This window comes from Candidatus Tectomicrobia bacterium (genome assembly GCA_016192135.1).
Taxonomy (GTDB): domain Bacteria; phylum UBA8248; class UBA8248; order UBA8248; family UBA8248; genus 2-12-FULL-69-37.
Genome location: JACPUR010000017.1, coordinates 128021 through 151666, shown reverse-complemented (window position 1 = coordinate 151666; position 23646 = coordinate 128021). Strand labels below are relative to the sequence as shown.

18 protein-coding genes, 1 tRNA gene and 2 riboswitches are annotated in these 23646 nt (G+C 65.0%); of the genes, 8 read left to right on the top strand and 11 right to left on the bottom strand.

Going from position 1 to position 23646, the window contains the following annotated elements:
• Positions 1–494 precede the first annotated feature (494 nt).
• The 8 genes from HYZ11_07135 to HYZ11_07100 form a co-directional block, all read right to left on the bottom strand.
• Positions 495–854: a response regulator gene (locus tag HYZ11_07135; GenBank protein MBI3127361.1), complete on the bottom strand. Its 360-nt coding sequence runs from the start codon at positions 852–854 to the stop codon at positions 495–497.
• A 261-nt stretch (positions 855–1115) separates the two neighbouring features.
• Complete coding sequence (locus HYZ11_07130) at positions 1116–1487, bottom strand: response regulator (GenBank protein MBI3127360.1); 372 nt, start codon at positions 1485–1487, stop codon at positions 1116–1118.
• 33 nt (positions 1488–1520) lie between these two features.
• Positions 1521–2390, bottom strand: coding sequence for a DMT family transporter (locus HYZ11_07125; protein ID MBI3127359.1), 870 nt, complete (start codon positions 2388–2390; stop codon positions 1521–1523).
• On the bottom strand, positions 2387–5293 hold the full coding sequence (locus HYZ11_07120; GenBank protein MBI3127358.1) for a GAF domain-containing protein: 2907 nt from the start codon (positions 5291–5293) through the stop codon (positions 2387–2389). The genes HYZ11_07125 and HYZ11_07120 overlap by 4 nt, the downstream gene beginning before the upstream one ends.
• On the bottom strand, positions 5290–6852 hold the full coding sequence (locus HYZ11_07115; GenBank protein ID MBI3127357.1) for a hypothetical protein: 1563 nt from the start codon (positions 6850–6852) through the stop codon (positions 5290–5292). Before HYZ11_07115 ends, HYZ11_07120 begins: the two co-directional genes overlap by 4 nt.
• Entirely contained in the window at positions 6827–9673 is a 2847-nt protein-coding gene (locus HYZ11_07110; GenBank protein MBI3127356.1) for a hypothetical protein, read from the bottom strand. The genes HYZ11_07115 and HYZ11_07110 overlap by 26 nt, the downstream gene beginning before the upstream one ends.
• A gap of 114 nt (positions 9674–9787) precedes the next feature.
• Entirely contained in the window at positions 9788–10237 is a 450-nt protein-coding gene (locus HYZ11_07105; GenBank protein MBI3127355.1) for a response regulator, read from the bottom strand.
• Between the two features lie 282 nt (positions 10238–10519).
• Positions 10520–10891, bottom strand: coding sequence for a response regulator (locus HYZ11_07100; GenBank protein MBI3127354.1), 372 nt, complete (start codon positions 10889–10891; stop codon positions 10520–10522).
• Between the two features lie 427 nt (positions 10892–11318).
• Here HYZ11_07100 and HYZ11_07095 point away from each other — a divergent pair, with 427 nt between their 5' ends.
• Positions 11319–11711 carry a tyrosine-type recombinase/integrase gene (locus tag HYZ11_07095; protein MBI3127353.1) on the top strand — a complete coding sequence of 131 codons (393 nt, stop codon included), beginning with the start codon at positions 11319–11321 and terminating at the stop codon, positions 11709–11711.
• 85 nt (positions 11712–11796) lie between these two features.
• Here HYZ11_07095 and HYZ11_07090 read toward each other — a convergent pair.
• The 3 genes from HYZ11_07090 to HYZ11_07080 all read right to left on the bottom strand — a co-directional run bounded on the left by HYZ11_07090 (position 11797) and on the right by HYZ11_07080 (position 13537).
• Positions 11797–11872, bottom strand: a tRNA-Val gene (locus tag HYZ11_07090).
• 55 nt (positions 11873–11927) lie between these two features.
• Positions 11928–12392, bottom strand: coding sequence for a hypothetical protein (locus HYZ11_07085; protein ID MBI3127352.1), 465 nt, complete (start codon positions 12390–12392; stop codon positions 11928–11930).
• A 23-nt stretch (positions 12393–12415) separates the two neighbouring features.
• Positions 12416–13537 (bottom strand): aminopeptidase, encoded by a 1122-nt coding sequence (locus tag HYZ11_07080; protein ID MBI3127351.1) that lies wholly within the window; start codon positions 13535–13537, stop codon positions 12416–12418.
• Positions 13538–13686: 149 nt separating this feature from the next.
• On the opposite strand from HYZ11_07080, the gene HYZ11_07075 reads away from it, so the two are divergent.
• The 7 genes from HYZ11_07075 (at position 13687) to HYZ11_07045 (ending at position 23633) form a co-directional block, all read left to right on the top strand.
• Positions 13687–14028, top strand: a complete 342-nt coding sequence (locus HYZ11_07075; protein MBI3127350.1) for a hypothetical protein — start codon at positions 13687–13689, stop codon at positions 14026–14028.
• Positions 14029–14059: 31 nt separating this feature from the next.
• Positions 14060–14249: riboswitch (cobalamin riboswitch) on the top strand.
• A gap of 161 nt (positions 14250–14410) precedes the next feature.
• Positions 14411–14579: riboswitch (cobalamin riboswitch) on the top strand.
• Positions 14580–14641: 62 nt separating this feature from the next.
• Positions 14642–16735: a TonB-dependent receptor gene (locus HYZ11_07070; GenBank protein MBI3127349.1), complete on the top strand. Its 2094-nt coding sequence runs from the start codon at positions 14642–14644 to the stop codon at positions 16733–16735.
• A 14-nt stretch (positions 16736–16749) separates the two neighbouring features.
• Complete coding sequence (locus HYZ11_07065) at positions 16750–17670, top strand: cobalamin-binding protein (protein ID MBI3127348.1); 921 nt, start codon at positions 16750–16752, stop codon at positions 17668–17670.
• Complete coding sequence (locus tag HYZ11_07060) at positions 17655–19595, top strand: hypothetical protein (GenBank protein MBI3127347.1); 1941 nt, start codon at positions 17655–17657, stop codon at positions 19593–19595. Before HYZ11_07065 ends, HYZ11_07060 begins: the two co-directional genes overlap by 16 nt.
• A complete protein-coding gene (locus HYZ11_07055) occupies positions 19592–21136 on the top strand; it encodes an ATP-binding cassette domain-containing protein (protein MBI3127346.1) in 1545 nt (514 codons plus the stop codon). The genes HYZ11_07060 and HYZ11_07055 overlap by 4 nt, the downstream gene beginning before the upstream one ends.
• Positions 21133–21996 (top strand): hypothetical protein, encoded by an 864-nt coding sequence (locus HYZ11_07050; protein ID MBI3127345.1) that lies wholly within the window; start codon positions 21133–21135, stop codon positions 21994–21996. Before HYZ11_07055 ends, HYZ11_07050 begins: the two co-directional genes overlap by 4 nt.
• The gene (locus tag HYZ11_07045; GenBank protein ID MBI3127344.1) at positions 21996–23633 is read left to right on the top strand and encodes a PQQ-binding-like beta-propeller repeat protein; all 1638 of its coding nucleotides are present in this window, start codon (positions 21996–21998) and stop codon (positions 23631–23633) included. Before HYZ11_07050 ends, HYZ11_07045 begins: the two co-directional genes overlap by 1 nt.
• The last annotated feature ends 13 nt before the right edge of the window (positions 23634–23646 follow it).

Sequence of the window (23646 nt, the reverse complement as noted above, 5' to 3'; positions counted from 1 at the left end):
CCAAATCTCCTTATTCTCAAAGAGCAAATCCCCGAATTGGAATTCGGTGACTTTTTCGCTCTTTTTCGCTCTTTCGAATCTTGCCCCCGCTTGGCATGGAGCCCAAGCGGCGGGCCACACCGAAAAACCTAGGCCCAAGGCAGTTGAAAAATCACCGGGGATTTTCCCCGATCTCTCCGAATAAGACCTCGCAAAAGAGTAAAACAATCGAAGGCATCGGCATCTCGCGCCGGATCGCTTTCGCGAAGCGGAGAAGGCGCGCCGGCCAGGCCCCGAAGAAAGGCCTCCGGGGAGGCCGCGAGCGAGGCCCGGTAGGCACACTATTCAGGCATCGAGGGATTGGGGGCAGAAACCGCCCCTGGAGTTGATTCAGCGGTGGGCGGGACAGGGATCGAACCTGCGACATGCGCTACTGACCTCTTCCCGCCGAGCTTCGAAGCGGGAAGGCAAGCGCTCAAGAATCTCGATCGCTACCTCGTCCAACTCAGAGACTGTTACTGCTTGAGTGCTTCTTCCATAGCCTCCGCTAAGGAATCCAGTTCAAAAGGCTTGGTCATATATCTACTTGCACCCATGCTGTATGCTGCGTCAATAATCTCACGATCGTGGACGGCGGTAATCACGATTACTCTAATGATTGGGTCCACGGACTTTATCCGGCGCAACGCTTCCAGACCATCCATTCCAGGCATACGGATATCCAGCAGCACTAGATGCGGGCGATGAAGCTTTGCCATTTCGAATGCTTCCGCTCCATTCGACGCGACATGAACGGAGTACCCTTTTCTCCGCAAAGCCTCGCCAACAAACTGAACGATACCCTTTTCGTCATCCGCTACCAAAACCCGCTCCATATTCCCCTCCAGATTCCATGATAGCCGCCGTACATACATGATAGGTTATTATAATATTTCGAACGCAAAAGGGAGAAGCAAAATCTGCGCAAGTCTCGAATTGAGAATTCAAAGGCGGTTCTCGCCTATGGCTCCCTGAGGACAATCCAACTGGCGCATTTGTTTATGTCGATCTGGGCCCAAGGCTGACTTTAGACCGAGTCGTCATCGGAAGGCTTAGGCTTTGCCAGCCACTTCAGGCAAAATGAGTTACCCAAGCCATTAAGCAGCCGTTCCCTCACTGAGACGAATGTTGACTATCTCAACAAGCTGCTGCGGGTCAATCGGCTTGGGGATGAAGTCCACCGCACCTTGCTGCGCTGCGAGTTTAGCGTACTCCATATTCCAGAAGTTCGATACGATGATGATGGGAATCGCAGGATACATGTTTTTGATCTGGGACATGAAAGTCACGGCGACCATATCTGGAAGGAAAAAATCCAGAAGGATCAGATCCGGTCGCTGAACGCGGATGGCGTCGAGAGCTTCCTGGCCTGTTCCTGCCATGCATAGGTCGCGCTCCTTCCCCCGGAGAAGCCTCGCCAGCATCTTTCTCACAGGTTCATCGTCCTCTACAATCAGGATTTTCTTCAAGGCAATTCCCTTCCTCACTGGGCCAAGTCCCTATTACCGCAAGGTGATGAGCACGGTTCCGCCCACCACCCCAAAACCTCCGAGCAGGGTCCGCAATCCGAAGCTTTCCGCCTCACGCGAAAAAAACCAAGTGAAAATTACCGCGAAAACGGGCGCCGTGCTGACAGCGGGGACAATAATAGACACCGTGCTCTTCGCCAAGGCGATTGTATACAAATATTGGGCTAGCGTATTGGTGAGCCCGAGCATGAGGCCAAGCCAGATGCCTCTTACGCTGAATTTCCAAATCGTTTCGTCCTTCCTGTAAATCCACAGATACCCGAGCAGGCAGGCGAGGCCTGAAACCCCTCCGATGGCAATCGCAAGCATCGGCGTGTTCATGTACAGAAGGCCGAATTTCCGCAGAAGTGCACCGAGGGCCCGGAGAATGGCCTGCACCGCGGGCAAGGCTAAGTGCTTTCGACTCCAGGTACCATCGCTTTCCCCGATGCCCAAGGTCAAAATCCCCATGACGATCACCGCGGTCCCCGACCATATCCAGGGACCGGGCGTCTCCCCCAGCCAAAGAACGGCTCCAAAGATGGTGAACAGCGGATAGATTCCGGCGATGGGGGCGTGCCGGTTCACCCCCAGGAGCTGGATACCCAGCGCGAAGACGAGCCTCAACCCCGCATATCCGATGAGACCCATCAACGCAAAGCTCAGTACCCCTTCCCAGCGGTAGGCTTCGAGCGGAACCGTGGAAAACCCGATTGGCGCGGCGACTATTAAATTCGTCAGGGTGAAAAGGGCCGCGACCGCCATGGGATGAAGATGTCCCAGGCTGAGCTTGGCGAAGACGTTGGAAGCCCCATAAACGGCGGCGCTGGCGAGCGCCAAGGCGACGGGCGTCTCGATGGTCATGGCCTCTCTTTTCTCGTCTGTTGAAGGCCGGCTTGCCCCCGAACGGATTGAGATGCCGGAACTGTCCGTTTCTCGATCCGCTGGAGGCATGCGGAAACAAATTTGTGGATGTCTTTGACCTCGAACGGTTTCTGGAGGCATTCGGAGCCGCTCTGCCTCAGGCGCTCCCGGGTTTCTTCGCTGACAACGTCACCGCTCATGAAGGCGAACCATGGCGAACCCGGCTCGAGGGCTAGGCTATCCAAGATGTCAAACCCATCCCCGTCCGGGAGGCGGATGTCGGAAAGAATCAGATCCGGCGCGGCCAACCGAAGAATATTACGCGCCTCTTCCACCGACCCCGCCGTCAACACATCCACCTGAATCTGATGGAGCGCATCTTCCATGAGGCGGCAGATGCTTGGCTCATCGTCGATAACGAGGACCTTCCTGCCGGGCCACGCGATCGCCGCCGCTCCCGCAGATTCGTTGCTGTTCGCCACCGCCGCAGCGTCCTTCGAGGCCCGGGGGAGCTGCACCCTGACGCGGGTCCCCTTTCCCGGCTCGCTTTCAATGGAGATTTCGCCGCCGTGGTCCTTCACGATTCCATAGGAGACGCTCAATCCGAGCCCCGTCCCCTTTCCATGCGTCTTCGTGGTAAAGAAGGGATCGAAGACCCGCCTTAGAACCTCGGGGCGCATCCCAATGCCGTTGTCCGAGAAGGTCGCGATGCACCGGCATTCGCTGACATCGAGCTCGATTTCGAGAACCCTCGGCGACTCCTTCTCCTCGACCGCCTGCTGCGCATTTGTGATCAGATTCAGAAACACTTGCTGCAATTGATAGCGGTCGGCCAGTACGAAGCAAATGCCCATCTTCCTCCTATCGACAATCTCTATCCCTTGCAGAACCAGGTTGAGCCTCGCCGGTTCCAGGACCTCCCCGACGACTTCATGGAGATCCAGAACTTCCGCCTTCTTCTCCGTCTCGCGCGCGAAAGCCAGGAGCTTTTCCATGACGCGCGCGCACCTTCTGGCCTGTTCAATGATGGTCCGGATTTGATCCCGGATCTCCGGGTTGTCCAGTTCTCCTTGGAGAAGCTGCGCATAACCCATGATGGTCGTGAGGGGATTGCTGATCTCGTGTGCCACCCCGGCGATCAATTGCCCCATGGCCGAAAGCTTTTCAGTCCGGATGAGATGGTCCTGCAACGTCCGCAGCCGTTCATACGCCTCCGACAATTCATGATGAAGGTGGGCGTTTCGGATGCACGCGCCTATCCCGACGCCAATTGAAATCAGGCTGGCGAGATCCGTCTGGTTGAACGTCCTCGATCCGGTGGACCCGAAGGCGAGCGTACCGATGATTTGGGTCTGTGCAACTATGGGGACCGCCGCGAATCCCCGCATCGGCTCGTCCGAATGGACCCGGGCAAGAAGGTGGTGGTGCATTGGATCGTTCTGGACATCCGGCATGAAGACCGGTTCGCCGGTCAGCGCCACCTTTCCAGTCATTTCCTCTCCGAGCGGAATGCACGGGGCATTCTTCGCATATTCCTCGTCAAGGCCCCGATAAGCCGCGAGATAGAGATTTCCCCTTGTCTCATCGAGCAAACGAATTACCCCAATCTTGAGCCCCATTGCGGATAGGATCTCATCCAGCAAGGCGGGCAGGAGATCGCCCAGTTGAAGGGTCGAAGCCGCCCGTTTGACCACGCGGTTTAGCGTGACCAATTCTTCGTTACGGGCTGTGAGAATCTCAGCCTGCTGACGGAGACGGAGGTCGCGGATCGAGAGCGAATCCACCATCATATTGAAGGCCCGGGCGAGTTTTCCGATTTCATCGAGGCCGAATGCGGAATCGGAAAGCTTCTGATGAAAGTCCCCCGTCGAAATCTGCCGGGCGTGCTCTTCCAGGCGCCGGAGCGGCGCTGTCGCCCGGCGCGTCAGGGGCAAGAGGACGGCGATGGCGATCCCAAAAAAAAGGAACCCGGCGAGAACGCTCGTCCATCCTAGCTGCCGAACAGTCCTCTCGTATCGCTCAAGTGGTACCGCCAGGGCAATCCTCCACCCTTCCTGGACCGGAAGAACCCCAATGAAAAGTACATGCCCGTCGGCTATCTCCCCATGTGGATTGGGCCGATGATCTTCCATAATGCGGGCAATCAATCGGAATAAAATATCTATGTTGGAGCAGAGGCCGGATTCCGAGGGCAGGCGATTGGTATCTGTGCAGGCCACCACTCTTCCGACATCGTCCAGGATGATACCGGCGCCGTCCTCCGGAAGTGGCAAATGCGCCATCATTTCAGCGAGTTCCTTGAACGGCATGTCGAAAGTAAGTTGCCCCCATATCCGCTGCCACCGATCCAGAACCGGAATGGATAGCCGCAAGAACCGGTCTTGAATCTCCTTGTCAGGTCCCTGCGACGTCATTTCCGCTGGGGGAATCAATCCCTGCCGTGGGCACCCATCCACCCCTTTCTCGCCCTTGGGAGTGGTCGAATGGCGCGTCACTTTCAGCGCCAGGTTCTTGGAGGGCGCCACGAGGCAGATGCGGTGGATTGCCGTGTCATTTGGGTCCTGCATGAGGCGGGTGAAGAACTCTCGGATCCTCTCCTGGACGCTGGCCGTTTCTTCGATGAGGCCATATTCCAGATAGCCTTGCAGGTCCTGCATGAGCGGGGTTTCAGCCACCTCGCGGATCCTATCGGCCTTCCTGGAGACGAACGCTTTCACCCCCTGCTCCACGAAGGACCAGCGGGTTTCGAGCCGCATCCTCACCTCGCTCGTGATTTGTCTCTTGGCCAGGAAATGCCACTGCATGCTCACGGCGAGAAGGGGAACGAAGGCGAGCGGCAAAAGGAGGAAGAAAAGTTTTGTCGTAAGCGAAAGGTGCAGCAGCCGGCGCAAAAGAGGCTTCATGGGATTCTCCGCCCCCCAAGGCCGGCTGGCGCCTCTGGAGGCCTTGGAGACACAACTTGCTGCAGCCGCAAGATGGTGTCGGGATATCCCTGGAATCCCTTAAGGCGGTCCGATACTCCATAAATATTGACCACTTGATAGAGGGCGAGCGCGGGTAGCTCTTGGAGCGCGATCTCCTGCATCCGGTAAAGCAGCTCCCGGCGGCGGTCCGAATCAGTCTCTCGTTCGACATCCTGGATAAGCTTCCCTACCTGGGGATGGCTAAACCGGCTCACTGGATGGCTAGGGTCTAGCTTTGAGGTGAGATGGTAGCTTGCGTCGAAGAGGAGGTTCGTCGGCGCGAAGAAATAGGCTTGGTACTCCCGGCTCCGTGTCCACAGCCGAATGGCTTCCGACCTGGCGGCGACCTTTAGGCGGACCTTGATCCCCAGGTACCCCCACTGCTGGATGACCGCCCTAGCGAGGCGTTCCATTTCATCGCTAGCTAGCGCGGAAATCTCAAATCCGCCGCCATACCCGGACTCGGTCAACAGCCACTTTGCGAGATCCGGCCGGAATGCATATGGCCGGAGCTCTGGATGGAATCCAAATTCCTCGGGCATGACAAACGTGGCGATCCGGCGTCCATTTCCATGCGCGACGTAGCGGATGAGGGCATCCACATCCGTCCAATGTGCCAGAGCACGCCGGACACGGACGTCCGAGAGGGGACCAGGGGTCAGGGTGTCGAAGAGGATGTAGGTGAACTGAAGAGCGGGCTTTTTGAGCACCGAAACGGCCGGATGGGCCACAATCTGGGGAGCGAAGGCGGGCTGGATATTGGGAACAATATCAAGTTCGCCCGCGAAAAGCTTCTTCAAACGCTCCCGCGTGTCCTCGATGAACAAAAACCGGATCCGGCGGGCGGCGGGCTTTCCAAGGTAATAGGATTCATGACGCTCCAAAACCGCGCCTTCACGGTCCAGCCGGACCAGGCGGAAGGGACCTGCCCCAAAGGGTGCTTCAAAAAAGGCCTTCTCTCCCTTCTCCCGGAGCTCCCGCTCGGGAAGAACCATGCTGAACTGTGCCAAGCGGGCCGGAAGAGTCGGGGCTGGTCCATTCGAGTGAATATCGATGGTTTTCTCATTCACCACGCCGACTCGCCGCATGAATGCGAAATCCCGCCTGCGCGAGCGGACGGAAGCCGACGAGGTCAGTCGGTCGAGAGAGAACTTCACGTCCCTTGCGGATACGGCTCTTCCGTTCTGGAAAACCGCATCCGGGCGCAGGTGCAGGCGCCACACATTGCCGGGCCGGTGTTCCCACCGGAGGGCCAAGGCGGGGGTGAGCTGTCCCTTTTCGTCCCGAGAAATGAGCGTGTCGTAGATCTGGCGGTAGAAGGACTGCGATTCGGTTCCATAAACCTTGAACGGGTCGAGCGTCTCCGGCTGGCTCGTCATGTGGGCGATTCGGATCTCATCCCCCGAAGGAGACGCCCCCGCCTCCCCGAGCAACAACCCGGGGAGGCAGAGGGCAAGAAACAGGCAACAGCATCTAGGCATGAACACGATCGGCCGCATGTTCCTTCCGCTCGGCGAACCCCCGCTTCAGAGAAGATACCCGCTCGGCGATCAACGGGACTTCCTCCGGGTCGATTCGAACATCTAGGACCGTAGGTGTCCCGCTTTCGACAATCTCCCGGATCAAAGAGGGGCAGATTTCGCCTGGCTCATGGATCTGGATGCCCCGTGCGCCCAGTCCCTCGGCCACCTTGGCCACATCGCACATCGGATATTCGCTTGACACCGTAGGATATCCCAGAATCTGCCGGCCGTGATAGATCATCCCATAGCGCCCATCGTTCAGGACCACCCAGATCACCGGTTTGTTGTAAGCCACCGCCGTGGCCACCTCCATCCCGTTCATCAAGAACCCGCCATCACCCACGATGGAAGCAACGATCCGGTCAGGCGCCGCGAACTTGGCGCCAACCGCGGCTGCCACGCCATATCCCATGGAGGCCATCCCCGTCGCGGAGAAAAACGTATGGGGTGCCAGGGCCGAGAAATAGTGTGTGGCCCAGGATCGGTTCGCCCCTCCATCCACAAACACGAGCGCATCGGCCGGAAGGCTCGCCCGCAGATCGGCCATCAGGCGCTGAGGCTTCAGCGGGAGCTCGTCCGATTTCATCCGCTCGGGGCGCTTCATTAGACCGACCCGGGAGCGGAGTTCCGTGAGCTCCTCAAAATGTCCATTCCCTTCATATACCACCCATTTTCGCTGGCGCTGGATCTCATACAGGAGTTCGGTCAGGATGACCTTGGCCTCTCCCACCAATGGGACGGCGGCCGGATAATTCTTCCCTATTTCGCGCGGATCGATATCGATCTGCAGGAGCGCCTGGGTAGGAGCGAGCTCTTTCTTCCAACCTTGGGTCGCCCACTCGTTGAACGACGTCCCGACCGCGATTAGCACATCCACCTTGCCAGAGAGGAGATACTCGTCCGCCAGCGGGGTGCCCGAGAAACCGAAGCAGCCCATGGACAGCACATGATCTTCCGGCAGGGCGCCCTTCGCCTTGGGCGTGGTGGCCACAGGGATGCGGAACATCTCCGCTAGCCGCCGTGCCTCTTCGCATGCGTCCGAGAGCAAGCAGCCGTGACCGATTAGCATGGCCGGGTGTTTGGCCCGCAGAATGGCGGTCGCTGCCTTGCGGATGGCCTCCCGGTCGAATCCAGCCGACGCGGAAGGAAGCCGCCGCTCCAGCTCCGGGATGCCGTCTATCTCCTCGCGGAGGACATCCGAGGGCAGCGACAAATGGACGGGACCTTTTCGTCCATGGAGCGCGTGGGTCAAGGCCTTCCGGAGCAGTTCAGGTACCTTGCCCGCCTTGAACGCGAGGCCGCTGTACCGGGTGACGTGCTTAAACATCTGAACGATATCCCCCGCCTCCGGGGAGCCCTCCTGGGAAGCCCCCCGGCCGAAGTAATCGGTCGAAACCTGGCCCGTCAGGACGAGCATGGGGATGGAGTCCGCATGCGCGGATGTGACTCCGGTGATGAGATTGGTCGCCCCGGGTCCGGCGGTGGCCATGCACACTCCTAGGCGTCCCGAGACCCTCGCATACCCATCGGCCATGAAGGAGGCACCGCCCTCGTGCTTGGTCAAGACGTCCCGGATCCCGCTGTCGGCGATTGCCCTGTACAGGGGGCTGATGGTCCCCCCCGAGACACCGAAGATGTACTGGACGCCCATCCGCTCGAGATACCGGATGATGTATTCTGCCGTTCGAATGGTCTTCCTGTGGTAGCCGTTCCCGTTTTTGCTGCCGTTACCATTCCCGCTTCCTATGCCGTTCGCCCCTTTCAACTCGTTCCCGTTCCAAGCGGCCTCCTGGGCTGGCGGGGCGGCAACCGGAGGCTTTCCCCCGGATTTGGTCTTCGCGACTTCCTCGAAATTCACCGCGGATAAGGGAGGTTCACCCTTCAGCACCCGGAGCACCTCCCGCGCGGCGGATTCACGAAGCCGCTGATTTGAATCGTGCGAGAACCAGCCGACATGGGGACTCAAGATTACAGAATCCAGCTTGAGAAGATCGTTTTCGGGCTGGGGCGGTTCCGACTTCAGCACGTCCAGGCCGGCGCCGGCGATCCACTTCTCGGACAGCGCGCGCGCCAAGGCGTTTTCGTCCACGAGTCCACCCCGCGCCGCATTGATGAAGTATGCGGACGGCTTCATCATCCGGAATTCCCGCTCGCCGAACCGGCCGTGGGTTTGATGGGTGAGCGCCGTGTGAAGACTGAGAAAGTCAGATTCCCTGAGAAGTGTCTCAAAGTCGACCACCCTCAATTGGGCGGAGGGCGCAATTTCCCGCCGGGAGCACACGAGGATCTCCAAGCCTAGGCCCTTGGCCTTTTCCGCAACCGCCTGGGCGATCTTGCCAAACCCGAAAAGGCCAAGCTTCAGGCCCTTCAGGCTACGGATGGGCTGGGGGAGGCTTTCCTTCCAACGTCCAGCCCGGACCGACGAGTCGAAGTTGGGAAGTTTCCGGGCGAGAGAAAGCAGGAAGGCCATCACATGCTCGGCCACTTCTTGGGAGCAGTAGTCCCGCACATTCGTGACGTATATTCCTCTTTCGGTGGCCGCGTCCACTTCGATGGCGTCCACGCCCGTGCCGTAGTAGGCGATTACCTTGCACTTCTGCATCTTCTCGATCACCCTGCGCCCGATGGGAACCGCTGAGTTCAAGACTCCGTCCGCATCCCAAACTTGTTCAATCACATCGTCTTCGGTCTTGCAGGTGCACAGAATGACCTCCGCCCCCAGCGGGCGGAGGACTTCTTCCTCATGCCGAATCTCCCCGAAGCGATGATCCGTCACAACGATCTTTAGCTTTCCCATACCGGTTCCTCCTTGGGTGTCGCGGATTACGTCCCACTCAACGCGCTTCCCCTGGAAGCCCGTGGAACGCTTGAACGTGAGATTTTCCGCAACCGGGCGGAGGAGGCCCGCGGTTTACTTCTGGCTTGAGCGGAGGGCACCAGCCTTTCGTAGGGCTGCTCGATCCACCGCCTCGATGATCGTCTCCATCTGGAATGGCTTCTGGATGACGGTCAGCAATCCGATATCGAGGGCTTGCACAAGTAGATTGCTGGAAGCGAATGAGGTGATGACGATGACCTCGGGAGGGAGAGGCAGCCGATCGATTTCCCGATAGACCTCAATGCCGCTGATGCCCGGGAGAAGGAGATCTAGGAAAACGAGATCGAATGTCTGCGTCTGGAGGAGGGAGATTGCCTCTTCTCCCCGAACGGCGGCATGAACCACATGACCCAGGGGGGATAACACCTTTACGAACAGGTCACAGAGAGGCCTTTCATCCTCCACAACGAGGATGGTCAGGGAAGGAGCGGGAATTCTTCGAGTGATCCAAGAATCGATTTCGTTCCTAATGAACCGCCACATGAGGCCGACCTTATGACCGGGGGAAATTCACCCCTGGCTCGCGAGCTGAGAGAAACAGCGGCCGACCGTCAAGATGCTCCGCCGCTTACGGGGATGGTTCACATCCCGCCCAATGTGCCCCGAAACTGGCAAAGTCTAATGTGTTTCATATTTTATATCAATGTGCCCATAAAACATTAAAAACTTCTCTCGTTATTCAAAATTTAAAATAATGGCAGGTGCGTATCATTTTGATACGGGCAACTCGGGCTGTATAGCGCCCCGGAATTCAGTCTTTAAAAATCAGTCTTGAGGCAAAAGCTGGTGAGTGCATTTTAGGAGGAGGGTCACATCGAAGGGTTTGGCTATGGACATATGAGCCCCCAAGGTTTCCGCGGCATCGAGAGGGCTGTAGGATCTGAAAGAAGGGGCCCCGGAGATGGCGAGAATTTTGAGATGGCTCTGCGTTTTCTTTAGGGCTTGAATAGTTTCAAACCCATCGCATTCGGGCATGAGAATATCAATGATGGCGACTGCAAATCGCTGCTCCGAGACGAAGCGCAGTGCCTCATTCCCATTGCATGCCTCAACGACGGAATGGCCGGCGTCCGACAAAACTCTCTTTATCATTTCGCGGACCTCGGCATCGTCCTCTACCACCAATATTCTGGCCATGGTTGGCCCCCAACCGAGTTGGATATTAGTCAAAGCCTACTGAAATGATTTAAGTATAGCAGTCGGCGGTCCCATGTCTACATGATAGGGTCAGAGGATTTTCTCCCGGGGCAATCAACCACAGCCCACGGCGACCTTCTCAGATGGGCTGTGTTACCGCTTGATATTCCTTTTTGTTAGGGTGGATGCTTGCCAAGCAGCAAGATCTGCCCTCCACATCGGCATCTTCGGTTGGAACTATTGCGAGAAAACCACCGGCTAGCGAAGAGTTTTTTGTCCGCTCGAGACAGATGAACTACAGCCGGTACGTAGACACGGCGGAGGCAGCACCAGCTTTTATCTTGTTCCGCCCTCTGCGAAGACACGGGGAGCTCCATCACCTGCCCTTTCGCCGCAGCCGTCGTTTCACTTGTAGGGGAAGTGCGAGATGATCGTAAGTGCCTGGGGAGAAAGAGAATTTCGATGGCGGGATCTTCGATTCCAGGAGGAAGCCGCGCTCAGGAAGCCTAGCCCTGGGAAGGGGAAGCCCATCAGTACCTTCCGCAAGACCTGGAAGGCCGCTTGCAAGGCGGCAGGCGTCGAAGGGCTCATCCCGTACGACCTCAGGCGCGCGGCCATCCGGGACATGGTGCGGGCAGGGGTGTCCCAGAACGTGGCAATGCAAATTTCCGGCCACAAAACCGCCGCCGTGTTCAGGTGCTATGACATCGTGGACGCTGAGGACCTACGGGACGCCATGAAGAAGCGGGACGCCTACCTCTCCCTCCCGACTGAGCCCAATGTGGTGAATATCGAGGAGGCTCGAACAACGGCAGGATAAAAAATTTCAAGTCAGAACACGGACAAAACACGGACAAACTTGGGTTATACCCCACATTCAGCCTATTCAAACCCATTAATTTTACTGGTGGGCGGGACAGGGATCGAACCTGCGACATGCGCCTTGTAAGGGCGCCGCTCTGCCAGCTGAGCTACCCGCCCATGATGGGGCAGGGAAAGCATATCACCAGGCCGGAGAAAGGACACCTGGATGATGTCAGGCGGAAGCGGCGGGTTCCGCCCCGCGGCGCCGGCCGGCGAGCCAGAGCGCGAGGCCCGCCAGGAGGGCCGCGGCAAGACCGGCGAGGCCGGCCCGAACCGCGCCACCGTGGATGTCGCGGTACGCCACCAGATGGAAGATTTCGCGGCCCGTGCCCAGGTCGCGCACGGCGGAGCGGACGGAGAGGCGCAGGCCGGGCTCCCCCTCCTGAAGGAGGTTGATCGACTCGTGCACCAGCCGGCCCTCGCGATCGAAGAGGTTCATGGACTCCAGTTCCCCCTCCTGGAGGAAGGGCTGGAGGATTCTGGGCAGCCGGCCGCCGGAGCGGGCGAGCTCGAGGGACAGGCGCCGGGCCATGGCGTCCGCCTCCGACTGGATCCGCCGGACCTCCAGGCCCAGCACGGCCAGGAAGACCGCCAGGAAGCACACCCCCACCATCATCTCGCGCCGGTGTCGGACCATGCGCTCTCCCATTGGGCGCCCCGCTAGACCAGGATTCGTCCGTTCTTCATGAAGGGGCGGCCGTCCACGCGGACCTCGCCGTTCTTCCGGAGGTCGCACACCATGTCCCAGTGGAGGGCGGAGTCGTTCCGTGAGCCGCTCTCGGGATAGCCCTTGCCCAAGGCCAGGTGGACGGTTCCGCCTATCTTCTCGTCGAAGAGGATGTTCTTGGTGAAGCGCTGGATGCCGCCGTTCAGGCCGAAGGCGAACTCGCCCACCCGCGCGGCGCCCGGATCCATCCCGATCATGCTCTTCAGGAAGGCCTCGTTCTTCCCCGCGGAGGCCTTCGCCACCCTGCCGCGCTCGAAGGTGAGCTCCACGCCGTCCACCTCGCGGCCCGAGAGGCAGGCGGGGAAGGAGTAGCGGATGCGGCCGTCCACCCGCGTCTCCTCCGGGCCGGTGAAGACCTCGCCGTCCGGGAAGTTGTGGTGGCCGCTGCAGTTGATGAACTTGCGCCCCCGGATGCCGACGCGCAGCTCGGTGCCCGGGCCCGAGAGCTCCACCGTCTTGCGGCCCTTGAGGTAGCGGATGATCTCCTGCTGGCGCTTCTCCACCGCCTTCCACCGGCCCACCCCGCCCGCCCGGTCGGCGAAGCAGGCGCCGAAGACGAACTCCTCGTACTCGGCGAGGGACATCTCGGCGTCCTGCGCGTAGGCCTCGGTGGGGAAGAGGGTGAGGGTCCAGCGGAGGCCCTTCCTGCGGGTGCGGTCGTACTCGGCGGCGCGCTTCATGAAGGTTCGCATGATGGGCTGGCGCGCCTTGGACGCGGCGGCCTGCTTCTTGGGGTTGGTGCCCGAGAGGCGCCGCGTGTTGGTTTCGGAGAGGATGCTGATGAGGACGTCCACCCGCTCGATCTCGAACTGGGCGATCGGCGACAGAAAGCTCAACTGCTCGGGGCCAGCGTGCCGGTAGAAGATCTCCTCCAGCCCGGGAAGCCCGGCCTGGACGTAGGGGAAGGCGCCCCCTCTCAGGCACTCGCGGTAGACCTCCCGGATCAAGGGAGTGGACTGGACGCCGCCCCGGATGCAGACCAAATCGCCCCTGCCGACGCGGGCCGAATAGCGGACAATCGTCTCCGCCATCCGGCTTACCCGGACATCTTCCATGCCGTAATCCCTCCTCCGGCGGCCCAAGGACAAGAAAATGCCTGACGGGCCTTCGGCAATGATATAATAAAATCCATCATCTTAGCCCGCTGGCTGGCCGCATCTCACCTCCCTCCTTCGCCGGGCCCCGTGGCTGGAGGAACCTCGATATGGAAAGGCTCCAAAAAGTACGAAACTTCAAGCCATATCTCATGCGCTACATCCACTCCCACGATCCGAACTACGAGCCCGTGCTCCGCGATCTTCTGGATCATGAGCACGAGATCTACGACGAAATGACGAAGGAGCGGAAGGTCCTGGAGCGGGGCAAGCGGCAGCGGGACAGTTGGGAAGTGGTGTTCTCGGAGCTCTCGCAGATCCTCACCCCCTTGCAGATCCAGCAGCTTTTCGCCGGCCTGGAGAGGGACTTCCGCTCCACCTGCCAGATGATCCACGAGATGGCCGAGTCGCAGATGCTCCTGGATCAGGAGATCGGAGGCCCGGGCGGCTGAGCCGCTTGAAAGCCCCTCGGGAAAAGAGTAGGTTGCGCCCATCGGGTGAGGCGTCCTCCCGCGGGGAGGACAGGGAAGCCGGTGAGAATCCGGCGCGGACCCGCCACTGTAACCGGAGACGAAAGCGGTCCAAGAGGCCACGGGCGCCCAGCCGCCGGGAAGGCCGCCGCGAGTAGGACGATCCGGGAGCCAGGAGACCGGTTTCGCCCGCTGCATCCACGTCGCCTCCTCGGGGATCGGGAAGTGCGGCTTCAGCCAAAGGGATTCATCATTTCTGCGGGGATGGCCATTCAAGGCCTCCCGGCGGGAACCCTCCGGCCTCGCAGCCTCCTCACCCCCAGACGCTGTACCGAAGCATTCTAAGCGGAGGCGGACGCGCCGCCTCCGAGCCGATCCGGCAGGTGCCCGGGAACCCGGTGCGAAACCGGGGCTGCCCAGCAGCTGTGAGCGACGCGGCTCCCGCAAGTCCCACTGGATGCGCGCATCCGGGAAGGGGCGGGAGCCGGCCATCGGCGCGAGCCAGAAGACCGGCCTGCCGGATTCTCCACGCGCCCCGCGCGGGATCGCTCCCGCCGGGGCCCCTGTGGCGTCTTGGGACGCCGAGGAGAACCGCATGGCCCGCCGCCGATCTCTCCTATCCCCGATTCCGCTCTTCGCCGCCTTGGCGCTCCTGCTCGCCGCCGCCGGCGACTCCCTCGCCCAGGCACCGCAGGGGCGGGAGCTCCTGCTGGATCCCCTGACCGTCACCGCCACCCGCACCCCCCGGCCCGTCAGCACCGTGGGGGACTCCGTCGAGGTCTTCGCCCAGGACCGGATCGAACTGACTCTGCCCACCGACTTCGGCGACCTCCTCCGCCAGGGCATCGGCCTCAACATGGACCAGACCGGCGCCCGGGGGGCCACCGCCAGCATCCGCATCCGGGGGAGCGAGAACAACTTCACGAGCGTGCTGCTCGACGGCTTCAAGCTCACCCCCCCCGACGGCGACGTCTTCGACTACGCCCACATCCCGGCCGAGTGGCTCCGGGGGGCCGAGGTGCTGCGCGGGCCCCAGAGTTCCCTCTACGGCTCGGACGCCGCCGCGGGCGTGATCAACCTCCTGCTCGACCTGGGCCGGCCGGGCGAGCGGCCCTCCCTCGAGACCGCCTTCCGCTTCGGCTCCGACTCCACCTTCGAGGAAGTGCTCAAGGCGAAGGGGGGCTGGGAGAAGGGGGGCTACCTCGCCACCCTCAGCCGTGTGGACAGCGAGGGCCGCTACACGAACGACGGCTACTACCGCACCGCCGCCCTGGGCGCACTCGACTACTTCCCCTCCCCCGCCGCGAAGCTCCGCCTGCTCGTCATGGGAAACCGCAACCGCCGCGACCAGACCTCGGACGCCGGCGCGACCAACACGGAGTTCCGCCTCCCGGCGGGGCTCACCGACCGCGAGCTGAACGCCTACCAGGACGCGGCGGATCAGATGGCGGGAGCGAGCCTCGAGCTGCGCCCCACGCGGTGGCTCGAGTACGTCCCCCGCGCCTCCTTCTACCAGCGCGACTTCACCTTCCACGACCCGGCCGACGCCCTGGATGTCACCCGGCCCTTCTTCTCCGAATTCAAGAGCGACAATACCCAGACCCGCTACCTGACGGATCACCCGGTGAACCTGCGCTTCACGGGGCAGGACCTCCGCTGGGACGCCCTCACTTCCTCCGTCACGACATTGGGATTCCAGTGGGAGGAGGAGCGCTTCTTCCAGACCGTGCGCGGCACGCAGAGCACCACCCAGAACCACACGCGCCTGGCGCGCTCCCTCTACTTCCAGGAACAGCTCACTTTCTGGGACCGCCTCACCCTGACGGGCGGCGCCCGGGTGGACGACTACGACAAGGGGGCGGACGACGTGACCGGCAAGCTCTCCGCCTCCTACCTCTTCGAGCGGACGGGCACCCGCGTCCGCGGGGCGGCGGGGAACGGCGCCAAGCGGCCCTCCTTCAACGATCTCTTCTTCTTCTCGGACCAGGGCTTCCTCGTCCTGCGCGGCAACCCCAACCTCAAGAGCGAGCGCCAGGAGAGCTGGGAGGCGGGGGTGGACCAGTATCTCCTCGGCCGCCAGATCGTCCTGAGCGCCACCTACTTCGAGAACACCCTCAAGGACCTCATCTCCTTCAGCTTCGCCGGCTTCCCGAACGGCACCAACTTCGAGAACATCTCCAAGGTGGAGACCAAGGGGGTGGAGCTCTCCGCCGCCCTCGTGGACTACCGCGACTTCACCGTGCGCGCGAACTGGAACTACCTCGACACCGTCGTCGCGGACGACCGGGGGGGCCGGGGCGGCCAGGACTTCATGGCGGGGCAGGGCCTGCTGCGCCGCCCGCACTGGTGGTGGACCGGCTCGGTGAGCTACCACCCGGGGCGCTTCCGCGGCACTTTGATCCTGCAGCAGGTGGGCCAGCGGCCCGACCGCGACTTCACGCCCCTGATCGAGGGGAGCTTCACCTTCCCCAGGGTCCACAACGCGGGCTACGCCCGCACCGACCTGGCCCTGGCCTACGACCTCATCCGGGACGGCAAGCCCGTCCCCGGCGGCGTCTCCCTGCCCGGGGTGAGGCGCCTGACGGTGGAGCTCAAGGTGAACAATCTCCTCGACGAGGACTACGACGACGTGTTCGGCTTCAACGCGCCGGGCATCAACTGGCTGGCGGGCATCCGCTTCCACTTCTGAGCGAAGGAGAATCCATGCCAGAGGAGCTCCGCGTCGTCTCCCTCATCGCCAGCGCGACCGAGATCGTCTGCGCGCTGGGCTTCGGCGGCCGCCTCGTGGGCCGCTCGCACGAGTGCGATTACCCTCCCCGGGTCGAGGACCTCCCCGTCTGCACGGAGCCCCGCTTCGACCCGCGCGGCACGAGCGCCGAGGTGGACGCCCGGGTGAAGGCGGCGCTGCGGGACGCCCTCTCGGTCTATCGGGTGGACGAGGCGAGGCTCCGCGCCCTCGCGCCGGACGTCATCGTCACCCAGTCCCAGTGCGAGGTGTGCGCGGTGAGCCTCAAGGACGTGGAGCGCGCGGTGAGCCAGTGGGCGGGCGCCGAAACGCGCATCGTCTCCCTGGAGCCGAACGCCCTCGCCGACATCTGGCGGGACATCGCCAAGGTGGCGGAGGCCCTGGGGGTGCCGGAGCGGGGGGAAAGCCTCATTGCTCAAATGAAGAGCCGGATGGCGGCCGTGGCGCGGGAGGCGGGCGGCCTGCGCCGCCCCTCCGTCGCCTGCATCGAATGGATCGACCCGCTCATGGCGGGGGGGAACTGGGTGCCGGAGCTGGTGGAGATGGCGGGCGGCGAGAACCTCTTTGGAAAAGCCGGCGCCCACTCTCCCTGGATGGAATGGGACGACCTCGCCGCGCGGGACCCCGAGGTCATCGTGGTCCTCCCGTGCGGTTATGGCCTCCATAAGACACGGAAGGAGATGCGCGCCCTCGCCGCCCGGCCCGGCTGGCCGCGCCTGCGGGCGGTGCGCGAGGGCCGGGTGGCCCTGACGGACGGGAACCAGTTCTTCAACCGGCCGGGGCCGCGGGTGGCCGAGTCGCTGGAGATCCTGGCCGAGATCCTCCACCCGCACCGCTTCGACTTCGGCCACAGGGGCGTGGGATGGGAGCCTTTCTGAGCCGGCTTCTCTGGCTCCTGCTGCTCCTCGCGCCCCTCGCCTTCGGGGGGTGCGGGGGCGGCGGGGAGCCCGTGCGGCTCTCCCGCTTCGCCTTCGGCCCGGATCGCATCCATCTGCACCTCTCCCGCGCCGCTCCGGCCGAGGAGGTCCAGGTCCTCTCCGGGGAGGGGCGGGTACTCCTCCGCCGCGAGCTGGCGGGCCGGTCCGGCCGCGAATTCCGGGTCGAGTTCCCCTGGCGGCCGGGGGAAACCTACCGCGTGCGGCTCCGCATGCGGGAGGGCGCCGGGGGAGACGGAGGAGGCGCCTGGATCGAGGCGTCCGCGCCGGCCCCCGCCGCGCGCCCGGCGCCATTCGCCCTCACCCTCGAAATCCCCCACGGCCTCGCCTCCCCGCGCGCCTTCCTGCCCGCCGGGGCCGCTCTCCACGCGACGCTTAAGGTGGCCTCCCTTGGGGAGGCCACCCCGAACGGGGGCGCGGGCGGCTTCGAGGCCCTCCTGCGGCTCCCGCCGGGCGTCGAGGTGGAATCGCTGCCGGAAGGCTGGGAGCTCCTCCATTCCACCGGCGGCGGGGGCTTCGCCCTCTCCGCCTCTGGAAGCCTCGGCGCGGCGGGGGACATCTGGTTCCGCCAGGTGAAGCTCCGCCTCCCGGAGCGCGCGTCCGGCTCCCTCGCCTTCGAGGCGGCGCTTCGCCCCGGGGGCGGCCACCCTCCGCTCCAGGTGCGGACCGAGGTCCTCCTGCGGCCCGCCGGGGAGCTGGCGCGCGCGGTGCGGCTGGAGCGGGCCGCCCTCCCCACGGACGAGGAGGGGAACGCCGACCCCTTCCAGCTCCCGGACACCATGCTGCTGCCGGGCGGGCCGGGGCACTTCCTCTTGACCCTGACCGGGCGCGGCGGCCCCCCGGTCAATCCCTTCTTCCCCTACCGCCACCAGACGCTGTGGCTGCGCAACGCCTCGGAGGGCGCGCTGGCCCTGACCGTCGCCTCGCGCATCCTCGTCGCGGGGACGGATCGGGAGGCCGCCTTCTTCCGGGCGCCCGATCTCATCAGCGGGGGCTCGGGCCGGAGCATCGCCTTCGCGGCGCTGCCGGCGGGGGGGACGGCGCCCGTCGTCCTTCCCATCTTCCTCGACCCGCGCGAGGCGGCGCCGGGACATTACGTGCGCCGGGTCCAGGTGCGCCTGCTGGGCACCGAGACGGATCTCCTCGCGCTCGATCTCCCGCTCGAACTGAGGCGCCCGAGCCTCAGGGCTTTCCTCGTGACGGCGGCCACCCTGGCCGTCGCCATCGCAGGGAGCGCCCTCCTCGCCTGGCGCGGGGGGCGCGTGCTGCGGGCCATGCCCCTGCGGGTGATGACCGGGGCGGCCATGTTCGCGGCGGCGGCCTTCGTCCTGGCGAGCCTGCCGGAGTTCCTGGTCGGGAGCACCACCCGGCTATTCCTCGGTCCCTTCTCCTTCCTGGTGACGGGCCTCTTCAGCCACGTGCCGCTCTACGCCCTCGCGGCGGCCTTCCTGATGCGCTACCCCGTGCCCGGCGCGCTCGCCCTCTTCGCCGCCATCCGGAGACTCATCCTGGCCCTCACCCTGGAGTCCTTCCAGATCATCCCGGTCCTCCTCCTCGCGGCCGAGATCGTCTTCCTGGAGGGGGCCGCCTGGCTGGCGGGCATCACGCGCGGGGCCCCCGGCCGGAGGCTCCTCGACCGCTGGCCCCAGGAGCGCTGGCGCCCCGCCTTGGCCGCGGGGCTGGCCTTCGTGGGGGCGGACCTCCTGCTGGCGGGCGCGAGCATGCACCTGCACATCTTCTTCTACCGGCTCATCCTGGCGGACTGGTACATCCTGCTCTACCTGGCGGTCGGGAGCGTGCTCTACACCCTCATCGGCTTCGCGCTGGGCCTGCGGCTGGGCGCGCCCCTCAGGGAGGTGGCCGGATGACCCCCGCCATCTCCTGGAGCGGCGTGCGCTTCCGCTACGCCGGGGCGGCCCGGGAGGCCCTGCGGGGGATCGACCTCGCGGCGCGCGAGGGGGAGTGCGTCCTCCTGACCGGTCCCACCGGCTGCGGGAAGAGCACCCTGCTCAAGACGGCGAACGGCCTCATTCCCCGCGAGAGCGCGGGCCGCCTCGAGGGCCGAATCGAAATCGGCGGGCGGGACGCCGCCTCGATCCCCTCCCCCGCCCTGCGCTCGGCGGTGGGCTTCCTCTTCCAGAACCCCGAGGACCAGCTCCTCTGCGGCCGGGTGGAGGACGAGGTGGCCTTCGGCCCCGAGAACCTGGCCGAGCCGCCCGGGGTGATCGCGCAGCGCGTGGAGGAGGCGCTCGCGCGCGCTTCGGCCTCCGCAAAGCGCCACTCGCCGTGCGCCGAGCTTTCGGGCGGGGAGAAACAGCGAGTGGCTCTCGCCAGCGCCCTCGCCCTTCACCCCCGCGTCCTCGCCCTGGACGAGCCCACGAGCCAGCTCGACGGGCGCGCGAGCCGGGAAATCCTCCGCGCCCTCGCCGCCATGCGCGGGGAACAGGGCCTCACCCTCCTCATCGCGGAGCACCGCGTCGGGCGCGTTCTCCCGCTCGCGGACCGGCTGGTCGTCCTGGAGGAAGGAACCATCCGGGGCGTCTTCCCGCGCGGGCGCTTCGGCGAGGCGATGCCCCTCCTCCGCGAGCTGGGCCTCGAGGCACCGGGGGACGAGTTCCCCGCCCCTCACGCGGCGCCTATCTCCATCCGCGCGGAGAAGCCCGCCCTCGTCCGCTTCCGGGGCCTGTGCCACCGCTACGCGAAAGAGAGTCCCCCGGCCCTCGATGATGTCACCGCCGAACTGCGGGCCGGGGAGATCCTCGCCCTGATGGGCCCCAACGGCGCCGGCAAGAGCACCCTCCTCGGGCTCCTCGCGGGCCTCCTGCGCCCCCAGGAAGGCCAAATCGAGTGGTTCGGCCAAGTCCGCCCCCGGCTCTCCCTCTCCTCCCTCACCGGAAAAGTGGGCTTCCTCTTCCAGAACCCGGACCTCATGCTCAGCGCGGGCACCATCCGGGACGAAGTCGCGCTCGGGCCCAGGCTCCTCCGCCGTCCCCCCGCCGAGGCCCGGGAGGCCGTGGCGCGCGCCCTGGAGGGGGTGGGGCTCGCCCCGCTGGCGGGCCGCAACCCCTTTTCGGTGAGCCGGGGGGAGAGGCTTAGGGTGGCGCTCGCGGCGCTGCTGGCCTGCGCCCCCCGGGTCCTTCTGCTGGACGAGCCCACGGCGGGCCTGGACCGGGGCCTCCGCCAGCGCCTGCTCGCGGACCTCCGCCGATGGGTGGACGAGGCGCCGGAGGAGCGCGGGATCGTCCTCTGCACCCACGACACCGGGTCCGCCCTCCAGTGCGCGGACCGGGCGCTCGTCCTGCGCGAGGGAAGGACCGCCGCCCTGGGGCCGGCGGCCGGGGTGCTGGCCGGGGCGGGGCAGGGCGCGCTCGAGGATCTCGAGCCCGCCCCCGCGAGGATGGCGCCATGATCTCCCCCGCGCGCGCCGCGGGCCGCGACCCGCGCTTCCTGGCCGGCTGCCTCCTCGCCATCGGGACAATGGCCGTGGCGCTGGACAACGCCGCGTCGCTCGCCCTGCTGGCCGCCCTCGGTCTCGGCTGGGCCCTTGCCGCCTGCCCGGGCCTCCGGGCCCTCATCCTCCTGGCCGCCGCGCTGGGGCTCTCCGCCTGGAGCCTGATGGCCTCCCAGGCCATCTTCTACAACCACCTCCCGCGCACGGCCCTCTTCGTCCTCGCGCCGCCCGATACGCCCCTCATCGGGACGCTCACGGGCGGCCTCGCGATCTACCGGGAAGGGATCGTCCACGGCGCGGTCCAGTCCCTGCGCCTGGCGGCCACCCTGAGCGCGGGGCTGGCGGCGGCCTGGACGATGGAGCCGAGCGGCCTCCTCGCCGGCTTCTCCTCGCTGCGCCTGCCCCACGCCCTGGCCTTCTGCGCGACGGCGGCCATCCGCTTCCTGCCCGTGACGGCGGAGGAGGCCCGGATCGCCCTGCGCGCCCAGCGGATGCGCGGCCTGAGGCTCGGGGGCGGCCTCGGCGCGAACGCCTTCCGGGCGCTGCTCTCCATCGCCCGGCCCGTGCTGGCGGCCTCCATCCGGCGGGCCGAGACCGCCGCCCTCGCGGCCGCCAGCCGGGGCTACGACCCCTCCCGGCGGCGCACGAGCCTCCATCCCCTCCGCATGAAGGCCTGGGAGCGGGCCATCCTCTCGGCGGCGCTGCTGGGAGCGGCCGCCGTGGCGGCGGCCAAGGCGCTCTACCTCCTCTACGCCTCGGGCCTCTACTACCACCCGGCCCTCGCGCCGCTTTACACCTTCACGCGGGAGGCCATCTGATGACCGCCCGGCTCGCCCTCGCCCTCGCGCTCCTGCTCCCGGGCTGCGGCGCGGAGCCCGCGGCGCCCCGCTTCACCTTCGCCCGCCTGGGCGGGGTGATCGAGGGGGTGCCCCCGGGCGAGGCGAAGCAGGTAGCCGTCTCCTGCGGCGGCAGGGCCGCTCAGGCCGCGGCCCCGCGCGTCATGGGCGAAAAGCTCCTCCTCGCCTTCCGCTGGGAGCCGCGCGAAGCGTGCACCCTCCGCTGGGGTGAGAATGGGAAGCAGCGGATGGAGGCCGTCGCGCCCGCCCTGGCCGACCCCGTCCCGGTGCGGGTCGTGGAGCTGGAGGGCATGCTCGCGGGCCCGGGCCACGCGGGAAGCGGCGAGTCCACCTTCGTCCTCTTCAGCCCCTCGGGGAGGCTCCTCGCCCTGGGGAACCAGCGGGGACAGGTGCGGGTGATGGAAGTGGAGACCGGGAAGACGGTCTTCGAGCGCCGCGTGGCCGAGGGCTTGGCGAAGGCGGCCGCCTTCTCCCCGGACGAGCGCGTTCTCTTCATCGGAGAGCAGACGCGGGAGGGGAGCATCCGGGCGGTGGAGCTTCCGGGCGGGCGGGAGGCCTGGCGCTACGACCTCTCGAAGGACCTGGGGAGCGGCGGCCCCCGCGATCCGGGCAACGAGCTCGCCTGGGTGGAGTTCCCCGGCCCCTACCGGATGGCCGTGACGCCGGAGGGCGATCTCCTCGTGGGGGGTCTCCACAACTGGTATCCCGACCCCGGATCGCCCGTCCGCCAGCTCTCCCACCTCTACCGCTTCGACGGGAGGACGGGCGCCCTGCGCTGGAAATGGCCGCGCGAGAAGCCCGCGCCCCTCTCGCTGACGTGGTTCAGCCACGATGAGAAGGCGCGCGTGGCCGTCGGCGTGCTCGGCATGGCGCGGAACTGGGAGCCGGGGCTCCCGATGCCGCCGGGGCTCTACGCGGTGGACCTCGGGACGGGGGAGGAGCGCTGGCGCCATCCCTTCGAGCCCCTCCCCCCCTTCAAGAGCGTCACCACCTGGAGGAGCGTGGCCGTGCGCCCGGACGGGGGCGCCGTCAACGCCTCGACGGGGGACGGCCGGCTCTACATCATCGAGCGGGGCCGCGCGCGCTGGACCGAGGCGCGGGGCGGGCCCGTCCAGACGGGGGGCTTCCCGGTGGTGGCCGAGACGGGATTGCTGGGGGCCACGCGGGAGCTGGCCATCTTCTCCCTGGGCGGGGGATATGTCCCCCTCCAGGCCGCGCCGGCGGGGGCCTCGACGAATCAGCCTCACCCGAACAGCAACACGCTCCTCTTCTTCGGCTGGGACGGGCGGCTGCGCCACCGCTGGGCCGCCCCCAACCGCCCGAACGGCCTCGCCCTCTCGGCGGACGGCCGCTGGCTCGCGGTACCCTTGAGCCAGAGCCGGGCCTTCCGCCGCGAGGATGTGAACGCCCTCGTCCTCTTCGACACGAGGCGGGAGGGGAACCCCTACGCGGGCGAATACCACACCGAGGGCCCCATCCCCTACGATCAGGCGGCGATCAGCCCGGACGGCTCCCTCATCGCCGTGGTGGAGTCCCCCGCGGCCATCCCGGACGGGCGGCCTCCCCGGGGCAAGAGCCGCCTGCACATCCTCTACTGACATGATCAAGACG

Coding starts and splice junctions, on each gene's coding strand:
- HYZ11_07135 (MBI3127361.1), bottom strand. CDS start 854: ATGGAGCGGGTTTTGGTAGCGGATGACGAAAAGGGTATCGTTCAGTTT.
- HYZ11_07125 (MBI3127359.1), bottom strand. CDS start 2,390: ATGACCATCGAGACGCCCGTCGCCTTGGCGCTCGCCAGCGCCGCCGTT.
- HYZ11_07120 (MBI3127358.1), bottom strand. CDS start 5,293: ATGAAGCCTCTTTTGCGCCGGCTGCTGCACCTTTCGCTTACGACAAAA.
- HYZ11_07115 (MBI3127357.1), bottom strand. CDS start 6,852: ATGCGGCCGATCGTGTTCATGCCTAGATGCTGTTGCCTGTTTCTTGCC.
- HYZ11_07110 (MBI3127356.1), bottom strand. CDS start 9,673: ATGGGAAAGCTAAAGATCGTTGTGACGGATCATCGCTTCGGGGAGATT.
- HYZ11_07105 (MBI3127355.1), bottom strand. CDS start 10,237: ATGTGGCGGTTCATTAGGAACGAAATCGATTCTTGGATCACTCGAAGA.
- HYZ11_07100 (MBI3127354.1), bottom strand. CDS start 10,891: ATGGCCAGAATATTGGTGGTAGAGGACGATGCCGAGGTCCGCGAAATG.
- HYZ11_07095 (MBI3127353.1), top strand. CDS start 11,319: ATGATCGTAAGTGCCTGGGGAGAAAGAGAATTTCGATGGCGGGATCTT.
- HYZ11_07085 (MBI3127352.1), bottom strand. CDS start 12,392: ATGGTCCGACACCGGCGCGAGATGATGGTGGGGGTGTGCTTCCTGGCG.
- HYZ11_07080 (MBI3127351.1), bottom strand. CDS start 13,537: ATGGAAGATGTCCGGGTAAGCCGGATGGCGGAGACGATTGTCCGCTAT.
- HYZ11_07075 (MBI3127350.1), top strand. CDS start 13,687: ATGGAAAGGCTCCAAAAAGTACGAAACTTCAAGCCATATCTCATGCGC.
- HYZ11_07070 (MBI3127349.1), top strand. CDS start 14,642: ATGGCCCGCCGCCGATCTCTCCTATCCCCGATTCCGCTCTTCGCCGCC.
- HYZ11_07065 (MBI3127348.1), top strand. CDS start 16,750: ATGCCAGAGGAGCTCCGCGTCGTCTCCCTCATCGCCAGCGCGACCGAG.
- HYZ11_07060 (MBI3127347.1), top strand. CDS start 17,655: ATGGGAGCCTTTCTGAGCCGGCTTCTCTGGCTCCTGCTGCTCCTCGCG.
- HYZ11_07055 (MBI3127346.1), top strand. CDS start 19,592: ATGACCCCCGCCATCTCCTGGAGCGGCGTGCGCTTCCGCTACGCCGGG.
- HYZ11_07050 (MBI3127345.1), top strand. CDS start 21,133: ATGATCTCCCCCGCGCGCGCCGCGGGCCGCGACCCGCGCTTCCTGGCC.
- HYZ11_07045 (MBI3127344.1), top strand. CDS start 21,996: ATGACCGCCCGGCTCGCCCTCGCCCTCGCGCTCCTGCTCCCGGGCTGC.